This window comes from Ferrovibrio sp. (genome assembly GCF_964218355.1).
Taxonomy (GTDB): domain Bacteria; phylum Pseudomonadota; class Alphaproteobacteria; order Ferrovibrionales; family Ferrovibrionaceae; genus Ferrovibrio.
Map to the genome: position 1 here is coordinate 133869 of NZ_CAXPMC010000029.1, position 14553 is coordinate 148421.

16 protein-coding genes are annotated in these 14553 nt (G+C 68.3%); 8 read left to right on the forward strand and 8 right to left on the reverse strand.

The window, feature by feature from the left end:
- Window positions 1-18: 18 nt before the first annotated feature.
- The 3 genes from ACEQZY_RS20440 to ACEQZY_RS20450 are packed head-to-tail and all read right to left on the reverse strand — an operon-like array spanning window position 19 to window position 3244.
- Window positions 19-1830, reverse strand: a complete 1812-nt coding sequence (locus tag ACEQZY_RS20440) for an extracellular solute-binding protein (protein WP_370156790.1) — start codon at window positions 1828-1830, stop codon at window positions 19-21.
- Window positions 1831-1861: 31 nt separating this feature from the next.
- Window positions 1862-2659: a histidinol-phosphatase gene (hisN, locus tag ACEQZY_RS20445; RefSeq protein WP_341704890.1), complete on the reverse strand. Its 798-nt coding sequence runs from the start codon at window positions 2657-2659 to the stop codon at window positions 1862-1864.
- A 39-nt stretch (window positions 2660-2698) separates the two neighbouring features.
- Entirely contained in the window at window positions 2699-3244 is a 546-nt protein-coding gene (locus tag ACEQZY_RS20450; protein WP_341704889.1) for a cytochrome c family protein, read from the reverse strand.
- Window positions 3245-3496: 252 nt separating this feature from the next.
- On the opposite strand from ACEQZY_RS20450, the gene ACEQZY_RS20455 reads away from it, so the two are divergent.
- The 3 genes from ACEQZY_RS20455 to ACEQZY_RS20465 are packed head-to-tail and all read left to right on the forward strand — an operon-like array spanning window position 3497 to window position 5805.
- Entirely contained in the window at window positions 3497-4261 is a 765-nt protein-coding gene (locus ACEQZY_RS20455; RefSeq protein ID WP_370156793.1) for a 3-deoxy-manno-octulosonate cytidylyltransferase, read from the forward strand.
- A gap of 14 nt (window positions 4262-4275) precedes the next feature.
- On the forward strand, window positions 4276-5151 hold the full coding sequence (locus ACEQZY_RS20460; protein WP_341704886.1) for a prephenate dehydratase: 876 nt from the start codon (window positions 4276-4278) through the stop codon (window positions 5149-5151).
- Between the two features lie 51 nt (window positions 5152-5202).
- A complete protein-coding gene (locus ACEQZY_RS20465; protein WP_341704885.1) occupies window positions 5203-5805 on the forward strand; it encodes a LysE family translocator in 603 nt (200 codons plus the stop codon).
- Window positions 5806-5817: 12 nt separating this feature from the next.
- Here ACEQZY_RS20465 and ACEQZY_RS20470 read toward each other — a convergent pair whose 3' ends face one another.
- The gene (locus ACEQZY_RS20470) at window positions 5818-6306 is read right to left on the reverse strand and encodes a MarR family transcriptional regulator (protein WP_341704884.1); all 489 of its coding nucleotides are present in this window, start codon (window positions 6304-6306) and stop codon (window positions 5818-5820) included.
- A 221-nt stretch (window positions 6307-6527) separates the two neighbouring features.
- Between ACEQZY_RS20470 and ACEQZY_RS20475 the strand changes: the two genes are divergently transcribed.
- The 3 genes from ACEQZY_RS20475 (at window position 6528) to ACEQZY_RS20485 (ending at window position 10174) form a co-directional block, all read left to right on the forward strand.
- Complete coding sequence (locus tag ACEQZY_RS20475) at window positions 6528-7550, forward strand: alpha/beta hydrolase (protein ID WP_370156796.1); 1023 nt, start codon at window positions 6528-6530, stop codon at window positions 7548-7550.
- A gap of 223 nt (window positions 7551-7773) precedes the next feature.
- Window positions 7774-9201, forward strand: a complete 1428-nt coding sequence (locus ACEQZY_RS20480) for a flavin monoamine oxidase family protein (protein ID WP_370156798.1) — start codon at window positions 7774-7776, stop codon at window positions 9199-9201.
- A gap of 34 nt (window positions 9202-9235) precedes the next feature.
- Window positions 9236-10174, forward strand: coding sequence for an aldo/keto reductase (locus ACEQZY_RS20485; protein ID WP_370156800.1), 939 nt, complete (start codon window positions 9236-9238; stop codon window positions 10172-10174).
- Window positions 10175-10186: 12 nt separating this feature from the next.
- On the opposite strand, the gene ACEQZY_RS20490 is transcribed toward ACEQZY_RS20485, so the two are convergent.
- Both ACEQZY_RS20490 and ACEQZY_RS20495 read right to left on the reverse strand, forming a co-directional pair.
- A complete protein-coding gene (locus ACEQZY_RS20490; protein ID WP_370156802.1) occupies window positions 10187-10783 on the reverse strand; it encodes a class I SAM-dependent methyltransferase in 597 nt (198 codons plus the stop codon).
- 4 nt (window positions 10784-10787) lie between these two features.
- A complete protein-coding gene (locus ACEQZY_RS20495) occupies window positions 10788-11003 on the reverse strand; it encodes a YdcH family protein (RefSeq protein ID WP_370156804.1) in 216 nt (71 codons plus the stop codon).
- Between the two features lie 74 nt (window positions 11004-11077).
- Between ACEQZY_RS20495 and ACEQZY_RS20500 the strand changes: the two genes are divergently transcribed.
- Window positions 11078-11638: a TIGR02444 family protein gene (locus ACEQZY_RS20500; RefSeq protein WP_370156806.1), complete on the forward strand. Its 561-nt coding sequence runs from the start codon at window positions 11078-11080 to the stop codon at window positions 11636-11638.
- A gap of 61 nt (window positions 11639-11699) precedes the next feature.
- On the opposite strand, the gene ACEQZY_RS20505 is transcribed toward ACEQZY_RS20500, so the two are convergent.
- Window positions 11700-12470, reverse strand: a complete 771-nt coding sequence (locus ACEQZY_RS20505) for a UbiX family flavin prenyltransferase (RefSeq protein WP_370156808.1) — start codon at window positions 12468-12470, stop codon at window positions 11700-11702.
- Window positions 12471-12629: 159 nt separating this feature from the next.
- Between ACEQZY_RS20505 and ACEQZY_RS20510 the strand changes: the two genes are divergently transcribed.
- The gene (locus tag ACEQZY_RS20510; RefSeq protein WP_341705429.1) at window positions 12630-12794 is read left to right on the forward strand and encodes a YdcH family protein; all 165 of its coding nucleotides are present in this window, start codon (window positions 12630-12632) and stop codon (window positions 12792-12794) included.
- 38 nt (window positions 12795-12832) lie between these two features.
- On the opposite strand, the gene ACEQZY_RS20515 is transcribed toward ACEQZY_RS20510, so the two are convergent.
- Window positions 12833-14473: an acyl-CoA synthetase gene (locus tag ACEQZY_RS20515; RefSeq protein WP_370156810.1), complete on the reverse strand. Its 1641-nt coding sequence runs from the start codon at window positions 14471-14473 to the stop codon at window positions 12833-12835.
- Window positions 14474-14553 lie beyond the last annotated feature (80 nt).

Sequence of the window (14553 nt, forward strand, 5' to 3'; positions counted from 1 at the left end):
CTCTCGTGTCGGGATCTGTTACCTGCGGGCGGCGTCGATCTTCGCGGCTTTTGCCGGATCGACCCACCATGCCATGAAATCGACGCCGTTCTTCGGGGTTTTTTCCGGCATGCCGAACTTGTCCCACCAGGCGATGCGGTCGGCATTCAGGCCGAAGGTCGGCGAGATATACCAGCCCCAGGTCAGCACGCGGTCGAGCGCCCGCACCGCCGGAATCAGGTCGGCGCGGCTCGGCGCGGCGACGATGGCCTCGATCAGGGCATCCACCGCCGGATCGCGGATGCCGGCCAGGTTGCGACTGGCCGGGTTGTCGGCGGCGGCGCTGGAAAAGAAATAGCGCTGCTCGTTGCCCGGCGAATTCGACTGGGCCCAGCCGGAATAGACCACGTCGTAGTTGAAGTCCTGCAGGCGGCGCACATACTGCGCGCTGTCCACCGCGCGCATGGTCAGGGTGATGCCCAGCCGCTGCAGGCTCTGCACCCAGGGGCCGGACATGCGTTCGTAGCTGGCATCCTGCAGCATCAGTTCCATCTGGAACGGCTCGCCCTTCGCATTCACCAGCCGGCCGTCCTTCACCTCCCAGCCGGCTTCCTTCAGCAGGCGGGCCGCCTCGCGCAGGTTGCGGCGGTCGGCGCCGGAGCCGTCGGATTTCGGCGGCTGCCAGGCCGGGCCGAACACTGCCGGCCGCAGCCTGTCGCGCAGGGGCTCCAGCAGCTTCAGTTCGGCCGGCGAGGGGGTGCCGGCGGCGGCGAATTCGGAATTGTCGAAATAGCTGCTCGGCCGGTAATAGGCGTCGTAGGCGAGATTCTTGTTCACCCATTCGAAATCCCAGGCCAGCGTCAGCGCCTGGCGCACCCGCACGTCCTGGAATTGCGGCCGGCGGGTATTGTAGATGAAGCCGCTGATGCCGCCGGGGCGCTCGTGCCGGATCATCTCCTTCTTCACCAGGCCCTGCTGGATGGCCGGAAAATTGTAGAAGATGGCCCATTCGCGGCCGCTGTTCTCGCTGCGGAAATCATACTGGCCGGACTTGAAGGCCTCGCGCATCACCGTCTGGTCGCGGTAGACGTCGTAGCGGATGCTGCCGAAATTGTAGCGGCCCTTGTTGACCGGCAGGTCGCGGCCCCACCAGTCGTCGCGCCGCACATAGGTGATGTGGCGGTTCGCCTCGAAGCTGCCGATCCGATAGGCGCCGGAGCCGGCCCAGGGTTCCAGCGTCACCTTGTCGACGCCGCGCTTTTCCCACAGGGATTTCTGCAGCACCGGCAGCTGGCCGATGATCTGCGGCAGCTCGCGGTTCTTCGGTCCCGAAAAGCTGAATTTCACCTTGCGCGGGCCCTGCATCTCGGCCTTCGCCACGTTGGCATAATAGAGCTGGTAATGCGGCGCGCCGTGCTCCTTCAGCTGCGCGAAGCTCCAGACCACATCCTCGGCGGTGATCGGCTGGCCATCGGCCCATTTCGCCTGCGGCCGCAGGGTGAAGGCAACCCAGCCGAGATCTTCGGGCACCTCGACGCTTTCGGCGATCAGGCCGTATTCGCTGAGGTCGTCATCCGGCGTCTGGGTCATCAGGGTTTCGTAGACCAGGCCGATCCCCGGCGCGGTGTCGCCCTGGGCGATGAAGGGATTCAGGCTGTCGAAACCGCCGGGGGTGGCCAGCCGCAATTCGCCGCCTTTCGGGGCATTGACGTTGACATAGTCGAGCTGGGTGAAGCCGGGGCCGTATTTCGGCGCGTCGCCCAGCGACAGCGCATGGCTGGTTGTCGTCTGCGCGGCGGCCGCCCCGGACAGCAGCAGAAGGGCGGCAAGGCTGGCGGCGGCAAAACGCATGGCAGGCTCCTGTAGCGGCGGGGCCGCGCGGTCAGGCCCCGGCAAGAATCTCGATGGCGGCGCGGTGCAGGGCCGGATTGGCCGCCGCCACCACGCGGGCACGGCCGCTGGTGTCGAGCGGCCTGCCCTCCCAGTCGGAGATAATGCCGCCGGCGCCGGAAACCACCGGCACCAGGGCGGCATAGTCATAGGGCTGCATGCGGCCGTCCAGCGCGATTTCGGCGAAGCCCGAGGCGACCATGGCATAGGCGATGCAGTCGCCGCTCATCCGGTTGATGCGGCAGCTTTTGCGCAGGCGGGTGAAGGCGGCCTGCTCGCTGTCGGTGAAGGCATCCACATAGGTGGTCATGACGGCGGCGCCGGCCAGGTCGGTCACCGCCGAGGTCCGCGCCGGGCGGCCGTTATGCTGGGTCGGCCGGCCCTCGGCGCCGATCCAGCGGTCGCGGGTGACCGGCTGGTCGATGATGCCCAGCACCGGGTGGAATTCGTAGGTCAGGGCCACCAGGGTGCCGAAGATCGGCAGGCCGGTCACAAAACTCTTGGTGCCGTCGATGGGATCGAGAATCCACTGCCAGGGGGCGTCGGGCCGGGCATGGCCGTATTCCTCGCCGAAGATGCCGTGATCGGGGAATTCCGCCTCGATCGCCTTGCGCATCACCGCCTCGGCGGCGCGGTCGGCCACCGTCACCGGCGAGGCGTCGGCCTTGCTCTCGACATCCAGCGGCTGGCGGAAATACGGGCGGATCGCCTCGCCGGCCAGGTCGGCCAGGTGATTGGCGAAGGCGACGATGTCGTCGGCGGATTGCAAAAAGGCCGGGATGTCGCGCATGTCGACCTTCCCGGCCTCTGCCGTGAACGCTGGAACCGCTTACTGCGGGAACGGGACCGGGCTGTCGGCCAGCGACTGCAGATAGGCGAGCAGGTCGCCGCGCTGCTTGGCGCTGCTGATGCCGGCGAACGACATCTTGGTGCCCGGCGCATAGGCCTTCGGGCTCTTGATGAAGTGATAGAGGTTGTCGTAGGTCCAGTCGCCCTCGGTCTTCTTCAGGGCGTCGGAATAGGCGAAGCCGTCCATATGGCCCTTCTTGGCGCCGACGATGCCGTAGAGATTCGGGCCGACCTTGGCGGCACCGCCCTTTTCGACGGTGTGGCAGGCGACGCATTTGGCGAAAATCTTCTGGCCGGCGGCGGCATCGGCCGAGGCCAGCACGGCGGCGACCGGCGGGTCCTCTTCCTTCTTGGCGGCACCGGCGGCCGGCGCGGCGCCGGCTTCCTCGGCCACTTCGATCTTGTAGGCCGGCTCGGCCAGCGGCTTCGGGTGGATCAGGATGTTGCCGAACTGGTTCACGCCGACGATGATCAGCAGGCAGAACAGCACGGCGCCTGCAATCTTGTTCAGCTCGAAACTATCCATCTCTCGTCACTCCAGACGTCCGCCGGGGCTTCTTAGCGAAGGGCGGGGTAGCGAAACCGGGAAAAACAGGCCGGAACGGCCCGAAAAATCGCGCTGCACATTAGCGGCTTCCCCGGACCATCCGCAACCCGTATATATCGGCGGCACAAGGACTTCCCCCGGCCCCGGCTGCGGCGAAGTGCCGCACCTCGCGGGGGCCGGCCGGCTGCCCGCAACCGCCTGTCCCGCCGCCCTTTTCAAGCGAATCCGCCGATGTCCGCCGTCCTGCCGCAGAATCCCGTTGTCCTGATCCCGTCGCGCCTGGCCTCGACCCGGCTGCCCGACAAGCCGCTGGCCGACATCCACGGCCTGCCGATGATCGTCCATTGCCTGAAGCGGGCGCAGGAAGCCGGCTTCGCCCGGGTGGCGGTGGCCTGCGGCGATGCCGCCATCGCCGATGCGATCCGTGCCGCCGGCGGCGAGGCGGTGATGACCGATCCGGACCATCCCTCGGGTTCCGACCGCATCTTCGAGGCCCTGCAGAAGCTGGACCCGGACGGGCGGCATGACGCGGTGGTGAATTTCCAGGGCGACCTGCCGGCCATCGACCCGGCGGTGATCGCCGCGGCGCTGACGCCGCTGGCCGATCCTGGCATCGACATCGCCACGCTGGCGACGCCGATCGTGGACGCGCACGAGATCGACGACCCCAATGTGGTGAAGGCCGTGCTCAGCCTTGCGCCCGGCGCGACGCGGGGCCGCGCGCTGTATTTCAGCCGCCGCCCGGTGCCGTCGGGCACCGGGCCGCTGTGGCACCATATCGGCATCTACGCCTACCGCCGCGCGGCGCTGGAGCGTTTCGTCAGCCTGAAGCCCTCGCCGCTGGAACAGCGCGAGAAGCTGGAGCAGCTGCGCGCGCTGGAAAACGGCATGGCGATTGCGGCGGCCGTCGTTGACACCCTTCCGCTCGGTGTCGATACTCCCGCCGACCTCGACCGCATCCGCAGGGTGATGGCCGGTTCCCGTTCATCTTCCTGATTGCAGATAGCCGTATGTCGCCAGCCGCCACCATCGCCACCGACGCCACCGATCCCGCCCAGGTGGTCGCCTTCCAGGGTGCGCCGGGCGCCTATTCGCACCTGGCCTGCCGCGAGGCGCTGCCCGATTTCGCGCCGCTGCCCTGTGCCACGTTCGAGGATGCCTTTGCCGCCGTGCGCGAGGGACGGGCGGCCTGCGGCCTGATCCCGATCGAGAATTCGACGGCCGGCCGCGTCGCCGACATCCATCATCTGCTGCCCGAGGGCGGGCTGTACATCACCGCCGAGCATTTCCTGCGGGTGCGCCACCAGCTGCTGGCACCGAAGGCCGCCACGGTGAAAAGCGTGAAGCGGGTCTTCAGCCATGTGCAGGCACTGTCGCAGTGCCGGCGCATCATCAAGGACATGGGCATCGAGCCCGTCGTCTCCAGCGATACCGCCGGGTCGGCCCGGGAAGTCGCCGAGCGCAACAGCCCGGAAGAGGCGGCGATCGCATCGTCGATTGCCGGCGAACTCTACGGCCTGCAGGTGCTGCGCGCCGATATCGAGGACAACCACACCAACACCACGCGCTTCATCCGGCTGGAACGCCAGCGTCGCGATCCCGATCCGCAGACCGGCAACAGCCTGACCGCGATCATGTTCCGGGTGCGCAGCGTGCCGGCGGCGCTGTACAAGGCGCTGGGCGGCTTCGCCACCAACGGCGTCAACGTGGTCAAGCTGGAAAGCTACCTGTCGGACGGCTTCCGGGTCGCGGAATTCTACGCCGAGATCGAGGGCCATCCGGCCCACAGGAATGTCGATCTGGCGCTGCAGGAACTGGAATATTTCTCCCGCTCGCTGAAGGTGCTCGGCGTCTTCACCGCGCATCCCTTCCGTTCGGAAGCCTGAACCGCACAAATCTTCCAGATTTTCCGGCCGCCGCCTGCTCTGCTGGCGGCCATGGACATCGCGCAGGCTTCGGCCTTCTTCCTGTTTTCGCTGGTTGCCGCCGTCACCCCGGGGCCGAGCAACGTGCTGCTGGCCGCGACCGGCGCGCAGGCCGGATTCTGGCGCGGCCTGCCCTGCCTGTTCGGCGTCTCGGCCGGCATGGGCTCGATGATGTTTCTGGGCGCCTACGGCTTCGGCGCCGTGGTGACCGACCATCCGCAGGCCCTGCAGGCCGTGCGCTGGGCCGGCGCCGCCTTCCTGCTGTGGCTGGCCTGGAAGATCGCCAGTGCGCCGGTCGGCGGCGGCGATGCGCGCCCCGATGCCAGGCCGGCCGGTTTCCTCGGCGCCGCCGCGCTGCAATGGGTCAATCCGAAGGCCTGGCTGGTCAGCGCCGGCGCGGTCGCCACCTATCTGCCGGGCGGGGCGGAGGCCGCGCTGCTGGGTGCGATCGTCTTCGCGCTGGTCTTCGTCAGCGCCGCATTGCCCAGCGGGCTGGTCTGGCTGGCGTTTGGCGCGGCGGCGCAGCGGTTCCTGCGCGACCCGCGCCGCCAGCGCGGTTTCAATATCGCGATGGGGCTGGCGCTGGCCGCGTCCGTCGCGATGATCCTGCGCTAGCCGCGCCCGGCCTCAGCCGCGGGCCGCATTGAAGGCGTTGATCGCATCGCGCAGCGCGAAGGTCGCCTCCTTCATCTTCATCAGCTCGTCCATGCTGCGGCCCGAAGCCTGCAGCACCGTGCTGGGGCAGACCAGCGCCTGTTCGCGCAGGTCGCGGCCACGCTGGGTCAGGCGGATCTGCACCTGGCGCTCGTCGTCCGGATTGCGCTGGCGCGTGACATAACCGGTGGCTTCCAGCCGTTTCAGCAGGGGGGTCAGCGTGCTCGATTCTAGGAACAGCCGCTCGCCCAGCTCGCCCACGGTCTGCGCGTCGGTCTCCCACAGCGCCATCATCACCAGATACTGCGGATAGGTCAGGTTCATCGCGTCCAGCACCGGCTTGTACAGCCGGTTGAAGGCGAGGCCGGCCGAATAGATCGAGAAGCAGAGCTGGTTATCCAGCGCCAGCAGGGAGGCGGACTGGGGCGCGGACTGGGGCGCGGCGGCGGGGGCTTCGGGCATGGCGGGCTCCTGAATGTGGCAGCCGGGGAGGTATTCCGTACGAATATTATATCGTGTGATAAAATATAGTATGCGATATTTGCATGGCCGCCATGCGGAAATAACACTTATCACAATAATAATTATCGCGATAAATAAATCCTGTCCGGACGACGGATCTGGGCTGCCCCGGTCACACCGGTAAGGCCGGCCCAGCACCCCCCCGCAGAGGAGTTAATGCCATGTCGAACCTGAACCGCTACCTCGCCGCCGCCGCCCTGGCCAGCGGCCTGATCGCCGGCACCACGCAAGCGCAGCCGGCCCATCTGGATACCGTCAACCGCGGCTTCATCGAAGCGGTCACCCAGGCCGGCGGCGCGCCGATCTACACGCTGTCGCCCGAAGCCGCCCGCAAGGTGCTGTCCGGCGCCCAGGCTGGCCCCGTGGCCAAGCTCAATGCCGATATCCGCGATACCAGTTTCCCGGTCGGGCCGTTCGGCTCGGTGAATGTGCGCATCGTGCGGCCCCAGGGCGTCAGCGCCCCGCTGCCGGTGGTGATGTATTTCCATGGCGGCGGCTGGATGCTCGGCGGCAAGGACACCCATGACCGCCTGGTGCGCGAGATCGCCGTCGGCGCCCATGCCGCCGTGGTCTTCGTCGATTACCGCAACGCGCCGGAATCGCAGTATCCGAACCCGAACGAGGAAGCCTATGCCGCCACGCAGTATGTGGTCGCCAATGCACGGGCGCTGAATGTCGATGCCGCGCGGCTTGCCGTGGCGGGCGACAGTGCCGGCGGCAACATGGCCGCTGCCGTGACGCTGATGGCCAAGGACCGCAACGGCCCGAAGATCGGCCACCAGGTGCTGTTCTACCCGGTCACCGACGACATCTCGCGCAACGGCTCCTACACCGCCTTCGGCAACGGCCCCTGGCTGACCAGCAGGGCGATGGAGTTCTTCTTCAACGCCTATCTGCCCGCCACTGCGCGCAACGATGTGCTGGCCTTTCCGCTGAAGGCGTCGGTCGAGCAGCTGAAGGGTCTGCCCTCCGCCACCGTCATCGTGGCCGAGAACGACCTGCTGCGCGACGAGGGCGAGGCCTATGCGCGCAAGCTGGACCAGGCCGGCGTCAGCGTGACGGCGACGCGCTACAACGGTGTCATCCATGATTTCGTCATGTTGAACGGTGTGTCGGAAAGCCCGGCCACCCGTGCGGCGATCGCACAGGCCAACGCGGCGCTGCGCCAGGCCTTCAACCAGTAAGCCAGCCCAGTAAGCCGGCCCAGTAAGCCGGCCCAGTAAGCCGGCTCTGGCCGGTCCGAAGACAGACAAAGACGACGCTGACCAAGCCGGGCCGCTCACGCGGCCCGGCTTTAATTGTCTCCGGAGTGGCGCCGGCGTTTCTCGCCCGAACCAATCCGGTTGATACGCGACCGTGATGCCACTCGCGGTATTTTTTGTACGGCTTTCGCGGCATACTGTCCGCATGAGGAGACTCTCCCGACGCGCGCTGATGCAGGCCGGCCTGGCTGCCGGTATGGCACCGCTGCTGCCGGCCGGCCGCGCGGCACGGGGCGCGCCGGCCGCGCTGCCGGCCGAGGTGGATGTTGCCATCGTCGGCGCCGGCATGGCCGGCCTGGCCGCCGCGCAGCTGCTGGCCGAGCGCAACCGCTCGGTTGCCGTGCTGGAGGCGCGCGACCGTATCGGCGGCCGCATCTGGACCGACAGCAGCCAGCTCGGCGTGCCCGTCGATCTCGGCGCCGCCGCGCTGCATTCGGCCGATATCAATCCGCTGGTTGCCGAGCTGCGTCGCCGCGAGGTGCGGCTGCAGCCCGACGACGGCGATTTCTGGCTGTTCGACCGCGATGCCCAGGGCCGCGGCCGCGATGCCGAGCTGCTCGACTACGACTCGCTCGGTGCCGCCTATGACCGCATCGACGATGCGCTGGCCGATGCGAAGGTGCTGCGTGCCGATGTGCCGCTGGCCAGCCGGGTGAAGCTCGACAACGGCAATGCCACGCCCGGCGTCGCCACGGCCGCCGGCCTGGCCGGGCGCTGGAGCGACCTGGCCCGCGCGCTGGCCGGCCCGCTGCACCAGGGCGTCGAATTCGCCCAGGTGGCGGCGCTGGACGCGCCCCGGCTGGCCGGCACCGGCAACGAGATATGGCTGCCCGGCGGCATGGGCGGCTGGCTGGCCGATTACGCGCGCCGGCTGCCGGTCTATCTGTCGCGCAAGGTGGTGCGCATCGAATGGTCGGGCAGCGGCGTGCTGCTGGCGACCGCGGAGGGGCAGCTGCGCGCCGAGGCCTGCATCGTCACCCTGCCGGCCGGCCTGCTGGCCGACGGCATCGTCTTCCAGCCCGGCCTGCCGGAGGTGCAGCGCGAGGCGCTCGGCCGGCTCGGCATGGGCCTGCTCGACCGCATCGCGCTGCTCTACGAGCCCGGCAGCTTCGAGGCGCCGGTGAATACCCAGGCGCTGGCGCGCATCACCGCCGGCCGCGATCCCGGCGCCATGGCTTTCCGCCTCAACGTGCAGGCGCAGCCGCTGGCGGTGGCCATGGTCGGCGGCGACTATGCCCGCCGGCTGGAAGCGGCCGGCGAGGCCGCGGCGATCGCCGCCGCGCGCGCGCAACTGAAGATGATGCTGGGCGACGACATCGACCGCCGCTTCGTGCGTGGCGCCGCTTCGGCCTGGGGCCGCGATCCGCTCAGCCGCGGCGCCGTCTGCGTCGCCCGGCCGGGCTTCACGGCGGCGCGCCGGCTGGCCGGGCGCGCCCTGGCCGGTCCGGCCGGCCGGGTGCGGGTGCTGTTCGCCGGCGAGGCTTTCGCGCCGGCCGACTGGACCGGCTCGGTCACCGGCGCCTGGCTGTCCGGCCGCCAGGCGGCGACCGAGGCGCTGCGGATGCTCGGCTAGGGTTTCGCATTCATCAAAACAAGGAGAGTCTCCCGTGAAGTTCCGTAATCTCGGCCACTCCGGCCTGCTGGTTTCCGAAGTCGGCCTCGGCTGCAACAATTTCGAGATGCGCCTCGATCTCGAGGCCAGCCGCAAGGTGATCCACAAGGCGCTCGATCTCGGCATCACCCTGTTCGACACCGCCGATGTCTACGGCAACCGCGGCGGCTCCGAGACCCAGATGGGCAAGATTTTCGGGGCGCGGCGCAAGGATATCGTGCTGGCCACCAAGTTCGGCATGCCGATGGACGACGAGAATGTGAAGGTCGGCGCGGCGCGGCGCTACATCATGCAGGCGGTGGAAGACAGCCTGCGCCGCCTGCAGACCGACTACATCGACCTCTACCAGCAGCACCGGCCCGATCCGCGCACGCCGATCGAGGAAACCCTGCGCGCGCTGGACGACCTGATCCGCCAGGGCAAGGTGCGCTATATCGGCAATTCGAATTTCGCCAGCTGGGAACTGGCCGATGCCGACTGGACGGCGCGGCAGATCGGCACCCACCGCTTCGTCTCGGCACAGGACGAACTCAGCCTGGTCTTCCGCAAGGCCGAGGCCGAGCAGCTGCCGGCCTGCGCGCGCTTCGGGCTCGGCTTCCTGCCCTTCTTCCCGCTGGCCAGCGGGCTGCTGACCGGCAAGCACAGGACGGGCGCGGCGGCGGAAGGCTCGCGCCTGGCCAATACCCAGCGCCTGGCCGACCGCTACATGACCCCGGCCAACATGGCCACGGTGGAACGGCTGCACGGCTGGTGCGACCAGCGCGGCATCGGCATGACCGACCTGGCCTTCGCCTGGCTGCTGGCCAAGCCGCAGGTCTCCAGCGTGATCGCCGGCGCGACGAAACCCGAGCAGCTGGAGCAGAACGTGAAGGCGGGCGAGACGCAGCTGTCGGCGGACGATCTCGCCGAAGTCACGAAGCTGCTGGAGGGGTGAGGCGGCGGCCGCTCACCGTTCCAGCATCAGGACATCCCAGGTCACCGCCGCGCGGTCCTGCATGTCTTCACGGCTGTTATGGTGCAGCAGCCGGAGTCCGGCGGCGGCGGCCTGGTCGATCACCTCCGTCGCCGGCACCTCGAACATGCGCCGTCCCGGCGGCACCGGGCCGTGGCGCAGGGTCATCGCCAGCCGGCCGCCGGCGGCAACCAGCGGCGCGACGGCTGCCATGGCGCGGCGGCGCTCGTCACCGTCCAGATGCATCCACACGGCGGTCAGCAGCACGAGGTCGTAGGTTTCGCCGCGCGCGCTGAGCGCCGGCAGATCCGGCAGGGCATCGTCCAGCCAGAGGATCGGCAGGCCGGCCTGCAGCCTCTGGCCATGGGCGCGCAGTTCGGCTGTCGGTTCCGCAGCGGTGACCTGGTGCCCGCGGCGGGCCAGCGCGGCGGCATCGCGGCCGGTGCCGGCGCCGATATCGAGCACGCGCAGCGGCCGGTCCGGGATCAGGTGCAGGATGTCGCGATGCACATCCTCGAAGCGAAGATTTTCATAGCGGACGGCCAGTGTATCGGCCTCGGCGGCATAGCCGGCGGTACTGCTGCGGGTCATGGGCCTACGCGATGATGTCGGGAATCAGCAGATTCTCGATCTTGGTGATCTGGTCCTTCAGCGCCAGCTTGCGCTTTTTCATGCGCTGGATCTGGATCAGGTTCAGATGCGGCTGTTCGGCCAGCGCGGCAATGGCATCGTCGAGATCGCGATGCTCGGCGCGCAGGTCGGCCAGCTTGCGCTGCAGTTCCTCGGTGTCGATCGGGCCGGGATAATTCATCTGGGACAGGACCCTGGAGGGCGGTGACGGAACGGGCTTCCCCCGGCCGGGGCAAGCCCGTTACCATAGCATGGATGCGCGAGCCCGGCCCACAGGCAAAAGACGGCAACACCCTGCCCGAGGATGGCGGTTTCTGGCGGTTTTCGGTGGCCCTTTACGGCCGTCCGGGGGCGGCGGAAGCCTGCCTGGCGCTGCAGGACCGGCATGGTGCCGACGTCACCCTGCTGCTGGCCGGATTCTGGCGGGCGCATAAGGGCTTTGCCGGCTGGGCGGCGGGCGAGCTGGCCCGGGCCGCGGCGGCCCTCGCCCCGGTGACGGCGGTGCAGCAGCCCCTGCGGGCGGCGCGGCGGGCGCTGAAGGCGCTGGCCGCCGACGAGCCGGCCGCGGTGCCGCTGTATGACGGGCTGAAGGAACTGGAGCTGCGGCTGGAGCAGATCGCCCAGGTCTGGGCACTGGCCGGCAACCGCGTCTCGGCGGCGCCGCGCCGTGCGGAGGCCCCGTCGCCGGAGCAGGAGGCCGCGGCGGCGGCGCGGCATCTGGGGGCCTATATCACCCATCTCGCGCTCGATGCGGAGGCCGAGCAGGATGCCCTGCAGCTGGGCGCCGCCCTGCTGGACGCGGCTTACGCGGAATAGCGCAGAGCCTTTCCTCGCCGTGTCCGCGCGGGCGGGAGCGACGGAAACGAAAGGGCCGGTCTCAGCTTTCGCTGCGCGACGGCTTGCCGCCGGCCCAGCGTTTCACCAGCCCGACATCGAGGCCGAAGAGATCGAGCACGCGGCCGACCGTGTGGTTGATCATGTCGTCCAGGCTCTGCGGCTGCGCATAGAAGCCCGGCATCGGCGGCGCCACGATGGCGCCCATCTCGGTGACGGCAGCCATGTTGCGGATATGGCCGAGATGCAAGGGCGTCTCGCGCGGCACCAGCACCAGCCGGCGGCGTTCCTTCAGCGTCACGTCGGCGGCCCGGCTGAGCAGGTTGCCGGTCACCCCCGTGGCGATCTCGGCCAGGGTTTTCATCGAGCAGGGCATCACCGCCATGCCCAGCGTGTGGAACGACCCCGAGGCGATCGCGGCGCCGACATCGCCGATGGCATAGACCCTGTCGGCCATCGCCTTCACCGCGGCGATGCTGTGTTCGGTTTCGTAGGCGATGGTCATCTCGGCGGCACGGGTCAGCACCAGATGCGTCTCGACGCCGCTGCCTTTCAGTGATTCCAGAAGGCGCAGCCCGTAGATCACCCCGGATGCGCCGGTGATGCCGACCACCAGCCGGCGATAGGCCGGGGCCCGGATGATCGCCTTGGGCGCGGGCGCGGCCAGTTTCGCTGCGGTGCGGCGCCGGGTTGTGGATGGCGCGGCCTTATCCACAGGTTTGGCAGCGAGTCGCGCCGGAGACTTGGCCGGAGTCTTTCCCGGTTTCTTCTGGCTGCGGACGGTTTTGACGGCGGCTTTGCTCGGGCGGCGCATGATCGTTTCCGTTCGGGTCGGGCAATTTTGACGCAGGGGGCTGACAAAGCGCAAGGGCAGTGCTTAACTCTACAGGTGCGCGTGGCGGTACGGCCGCGCCGCATTCTCAGGCGCCGCCGTGCCGCAGGACGCGCTCCGAACCGCAAGGAGGAGGACGCGATGAATATATCGGCGCATCTCGAAACGCTCATCGAAAAACATCACAGCCTGCAAGAGGCGATCGATGACGAGATCCACCGCCCCATGCCCGACTCGGTTCGCCTCAGCCAGCTCAAGCGCGAGAAGCTGAAGCTGAAGGAGGAAATCACCCGCTACGAACAGTGATGCCGTAGCTGCAGCCGCGACAGGCGGGGCGCCGCGGCCTAGCCGAGCGCCTTCGCCTTCTCGCGCAACTCGAATTTCTGGATTTTGCCCGTCGAGGTCTTCGGCAGGTCGCCGAACACCACCGTCTTCGGACATTTGAACTTCGCCAGCCGCTCGCGGCAGAAGGCGATGATCGCGTCGCTGCCGGCCTGGTCCGCCGTGATGGCCGCGCCCGGCTTCAGGGTCACGAAGGCGCAGGGCGTTTCGCCCCAATGGGCATCGGGCCGCGCCACCACGGCGGCCTCCAGGATGTCCGGGTGCATGTACAGCACGCCCTCGACCTCCAGGGTCGAGATATTCTCGCCGCCCGAGATGATGATGTCCTTCGAGCGGTCCTTGATCTGCATGTAGCCGCCCGGATGCAGCACCGCGAGGTCGCCGGAATGGAACCAGCCGCCGGCGAAGGCCTCTCCCGTCGCCTTCGGGTTCTTCAGGTAGCCCTTCATCACCACGTTGCCGCGGAACATGATCTCGCCCATGGTCTCGCCATCGGCCGGCACCGGCTGCATGGTCTGCGGGTCCAGCACGGTGACGTCTTCCTCGACATGGTAGCGCACGCCCTGGCGTGCCTTCATCGCCGCCTTCTCGGGCAGCGGCAGGGCATCCCATTCGTCGTGCCAGTCGCAGACCACGGCAGGGCCGTAGACCTCGGTCAGGCCGTAGACATGGGTGACGTCGAAACCCATATCCTCCATCGCCGCCAGCACGGCGGCCGGCGGCGCGGCGCCGGCGGTCATGCATTTTACGCCCGGCTTCAGCTTCGCCTTCACGGCATCGGGTGCGTTGATCAGCATGTTCAGCACCGTCGGCGCACCGCAGAAATGCGTCACCCCGGCATTGACGAAGCTGTCGAAGATCTGCGCCGGATCGACCCGGCGCAGGCAGACATGCACGCCGGCCAGCATGGTGATGGTCCACGGAAAACACCAGCCGTCGCAATGGAACATCGGCAGGGTCCACAGATAGACCGGATGCTTGGGCAGGTTCCAGGTGACGGCATTGCCCATGGCATTCAGATAGGCGCCGCGATGATGGGTGACCACGCCCTTGGGATTGCCGGTGGTGCCCGAGGTATAGCCCAGCGCGATCGCATCCCATTCGTCCAGCGGGCCCTGCCACGGATACTCGAAATCGCCCAGCTTGAGGAAATCCTCGTATTCGATGGCGCCGATGCGCTCGCCGGTGGTCACCGCCGCATCGTCGATGTCGATCACATAGGGTTTGACCCTGGCCAGCGCCAGCGCCTGTTCGGCCAGCGGGGCAAATTCGCGGTCGACGAACAGCACCTTCGCCTCGCCATGGTCGAGGATGAAGGCGACGGCGGCGGCATCCAGCCGGGTGTTAATGGCGTTCAGCACCGCGCCGGTGGCCGGCACGCCGAAATGCGCCTCCAGATGGGCCGGGGTGTTGGCGGCGATGATGGCGACCGTGTCGCCGCGGCGGATGCCGCGCCGGGCCAGCGCCGAGGCCAGCCGGCGGCAGCGCACATAGAGGGTGGCGTAGTCGTAGCGCCAGTCGCCATGGATCACCGCCAGCCGGTGCGGGAACACCTCGGCGGTGCGGCGCAGGAAGCTCAGCGGCGACAGCGGCTCGTAATTGGCCGGATTCCTGTCGAGATCGCGGTCGTAGATCGTGGTCATGTCCGGCTGCCTCCCTGACGCGCTTTCCCCTGATGCGCTTTCCCCTGACGCGGCGTCACGCTAGCCCGGATTCCACGCCG

Excerpts from the sequence above, each read along its gene's own strand:
- ACEQZY_RS20440 (WP_370156790.1), bottom strand. The coding sequence starts at position 1,830 with ATGCGTTTTGCCGCCGCCAGCCTTGCCGCCCTTCTGCTGCTGTCCGGG.
- hisN (WP_341704890.1), bottom strand. The coding sequence starts at position 2,659 with ATGCGCGACATCCCGGCCTTTTTGCAATCCGCCGACGACATCGTCGCC.
- ACEQZY_RS20450 (WP_341704889.1), bottom strand. The coding sequence starts at position 3,244 with ATGGATAGTTTCGAGCTGAACAAGATTGCAGGCGCCGTGCTGTTCTGC.
- ACEQZY_RS20455 (WP_370156793.1), top strand. The coding sequence starts at position 3,497 with ATGTCCGCCGTCCTGCCGCAGAATCCCGTTGTCCTGATCCCGTCGCGC.
- ACEQZY_RS20460 (WP_341704886.1), top strand. The coding sequence starts at position 4,276 with ATGTCGCCAGCCGCCACCATCGCCACCGACGCCACCGATCCCGCCCAG.
- ACEQZY_RS20465 (WP_341704885.1), top strand. The coding sequence starts at position 5,203 with ATGGACATCGCGCAGGCTTCGGCCTTCTTCCTGTTTTCGCTGGTTGCC.
- ACEQZY_RS20470 (WP_341704884.1), bottom strand. The coding sequence starts at position 6,306 with ATGCCCGAAGCCCCCGCCGCCGCGCCCCAGTCCGCGCCCCAGTCCGCC.
- ACEQZY_RS20475 (WP_370156796.1), top strand. The coding sequence starts at position 6,528 with ATGTCGAACCTGAACCGCTACCTCGCCGCCGCCGCCCTGGCCAGCGGC.
- ACEQZY_RS20480 (WP_370156798.1), top strand. The coding sequence starts at position 7,774 with ATGAGGAGACTCTCCCGACGCGCGCTGATGCAGGCCGGCCTGGCTGCC.
- ACEQZY_RS20490 (WP_370156802.1), bottom strand. The coding sequence starts at position 10,783 with ATGACCCGCAGCAGTACCGCCGGCTATGCCGCCGAGGCCGATACACTG.
- ACEQZY_RS20495 (WP_370156804.1), bottom strand. The coding sequence starts at position 11,003 with ATGAATTATCCCGGCCCGATCGACACCGAGGAACTGCAGCGCAAGCTG.
- ACEQZY_RS20500 (WP_370156806.1), top strand. The coding sequence starts at position 11,078 with ATGCGCGAGCCCGGCCCACAGGCAAAAGACGGCAACACCCTGCCCGAG.
- ACEQZY_RS20505 (WP_370156808.1), bottom strand. The coding sequence starts at position 12,470 with ATGCGCCGCCCGAGCAAAGCCGCCGTCAAAACCGTCCGCAGCCAGAAG.
- ACEQZY_RS20510 (WP_341705429.1), top strand. The coding sequence starts at position 12,630 with ATGAATATATCGGCGCATCTCGAAACGCTCATCGAAAAACATCACAGC.
- ACEQZY_RS20515 (WP_370156810.1), bottom strand. The coding sequence starts at position 14,473 with ATGACCACGATCTACGACCGCGATCTCGACAGGAATCCGGCCAATTAC.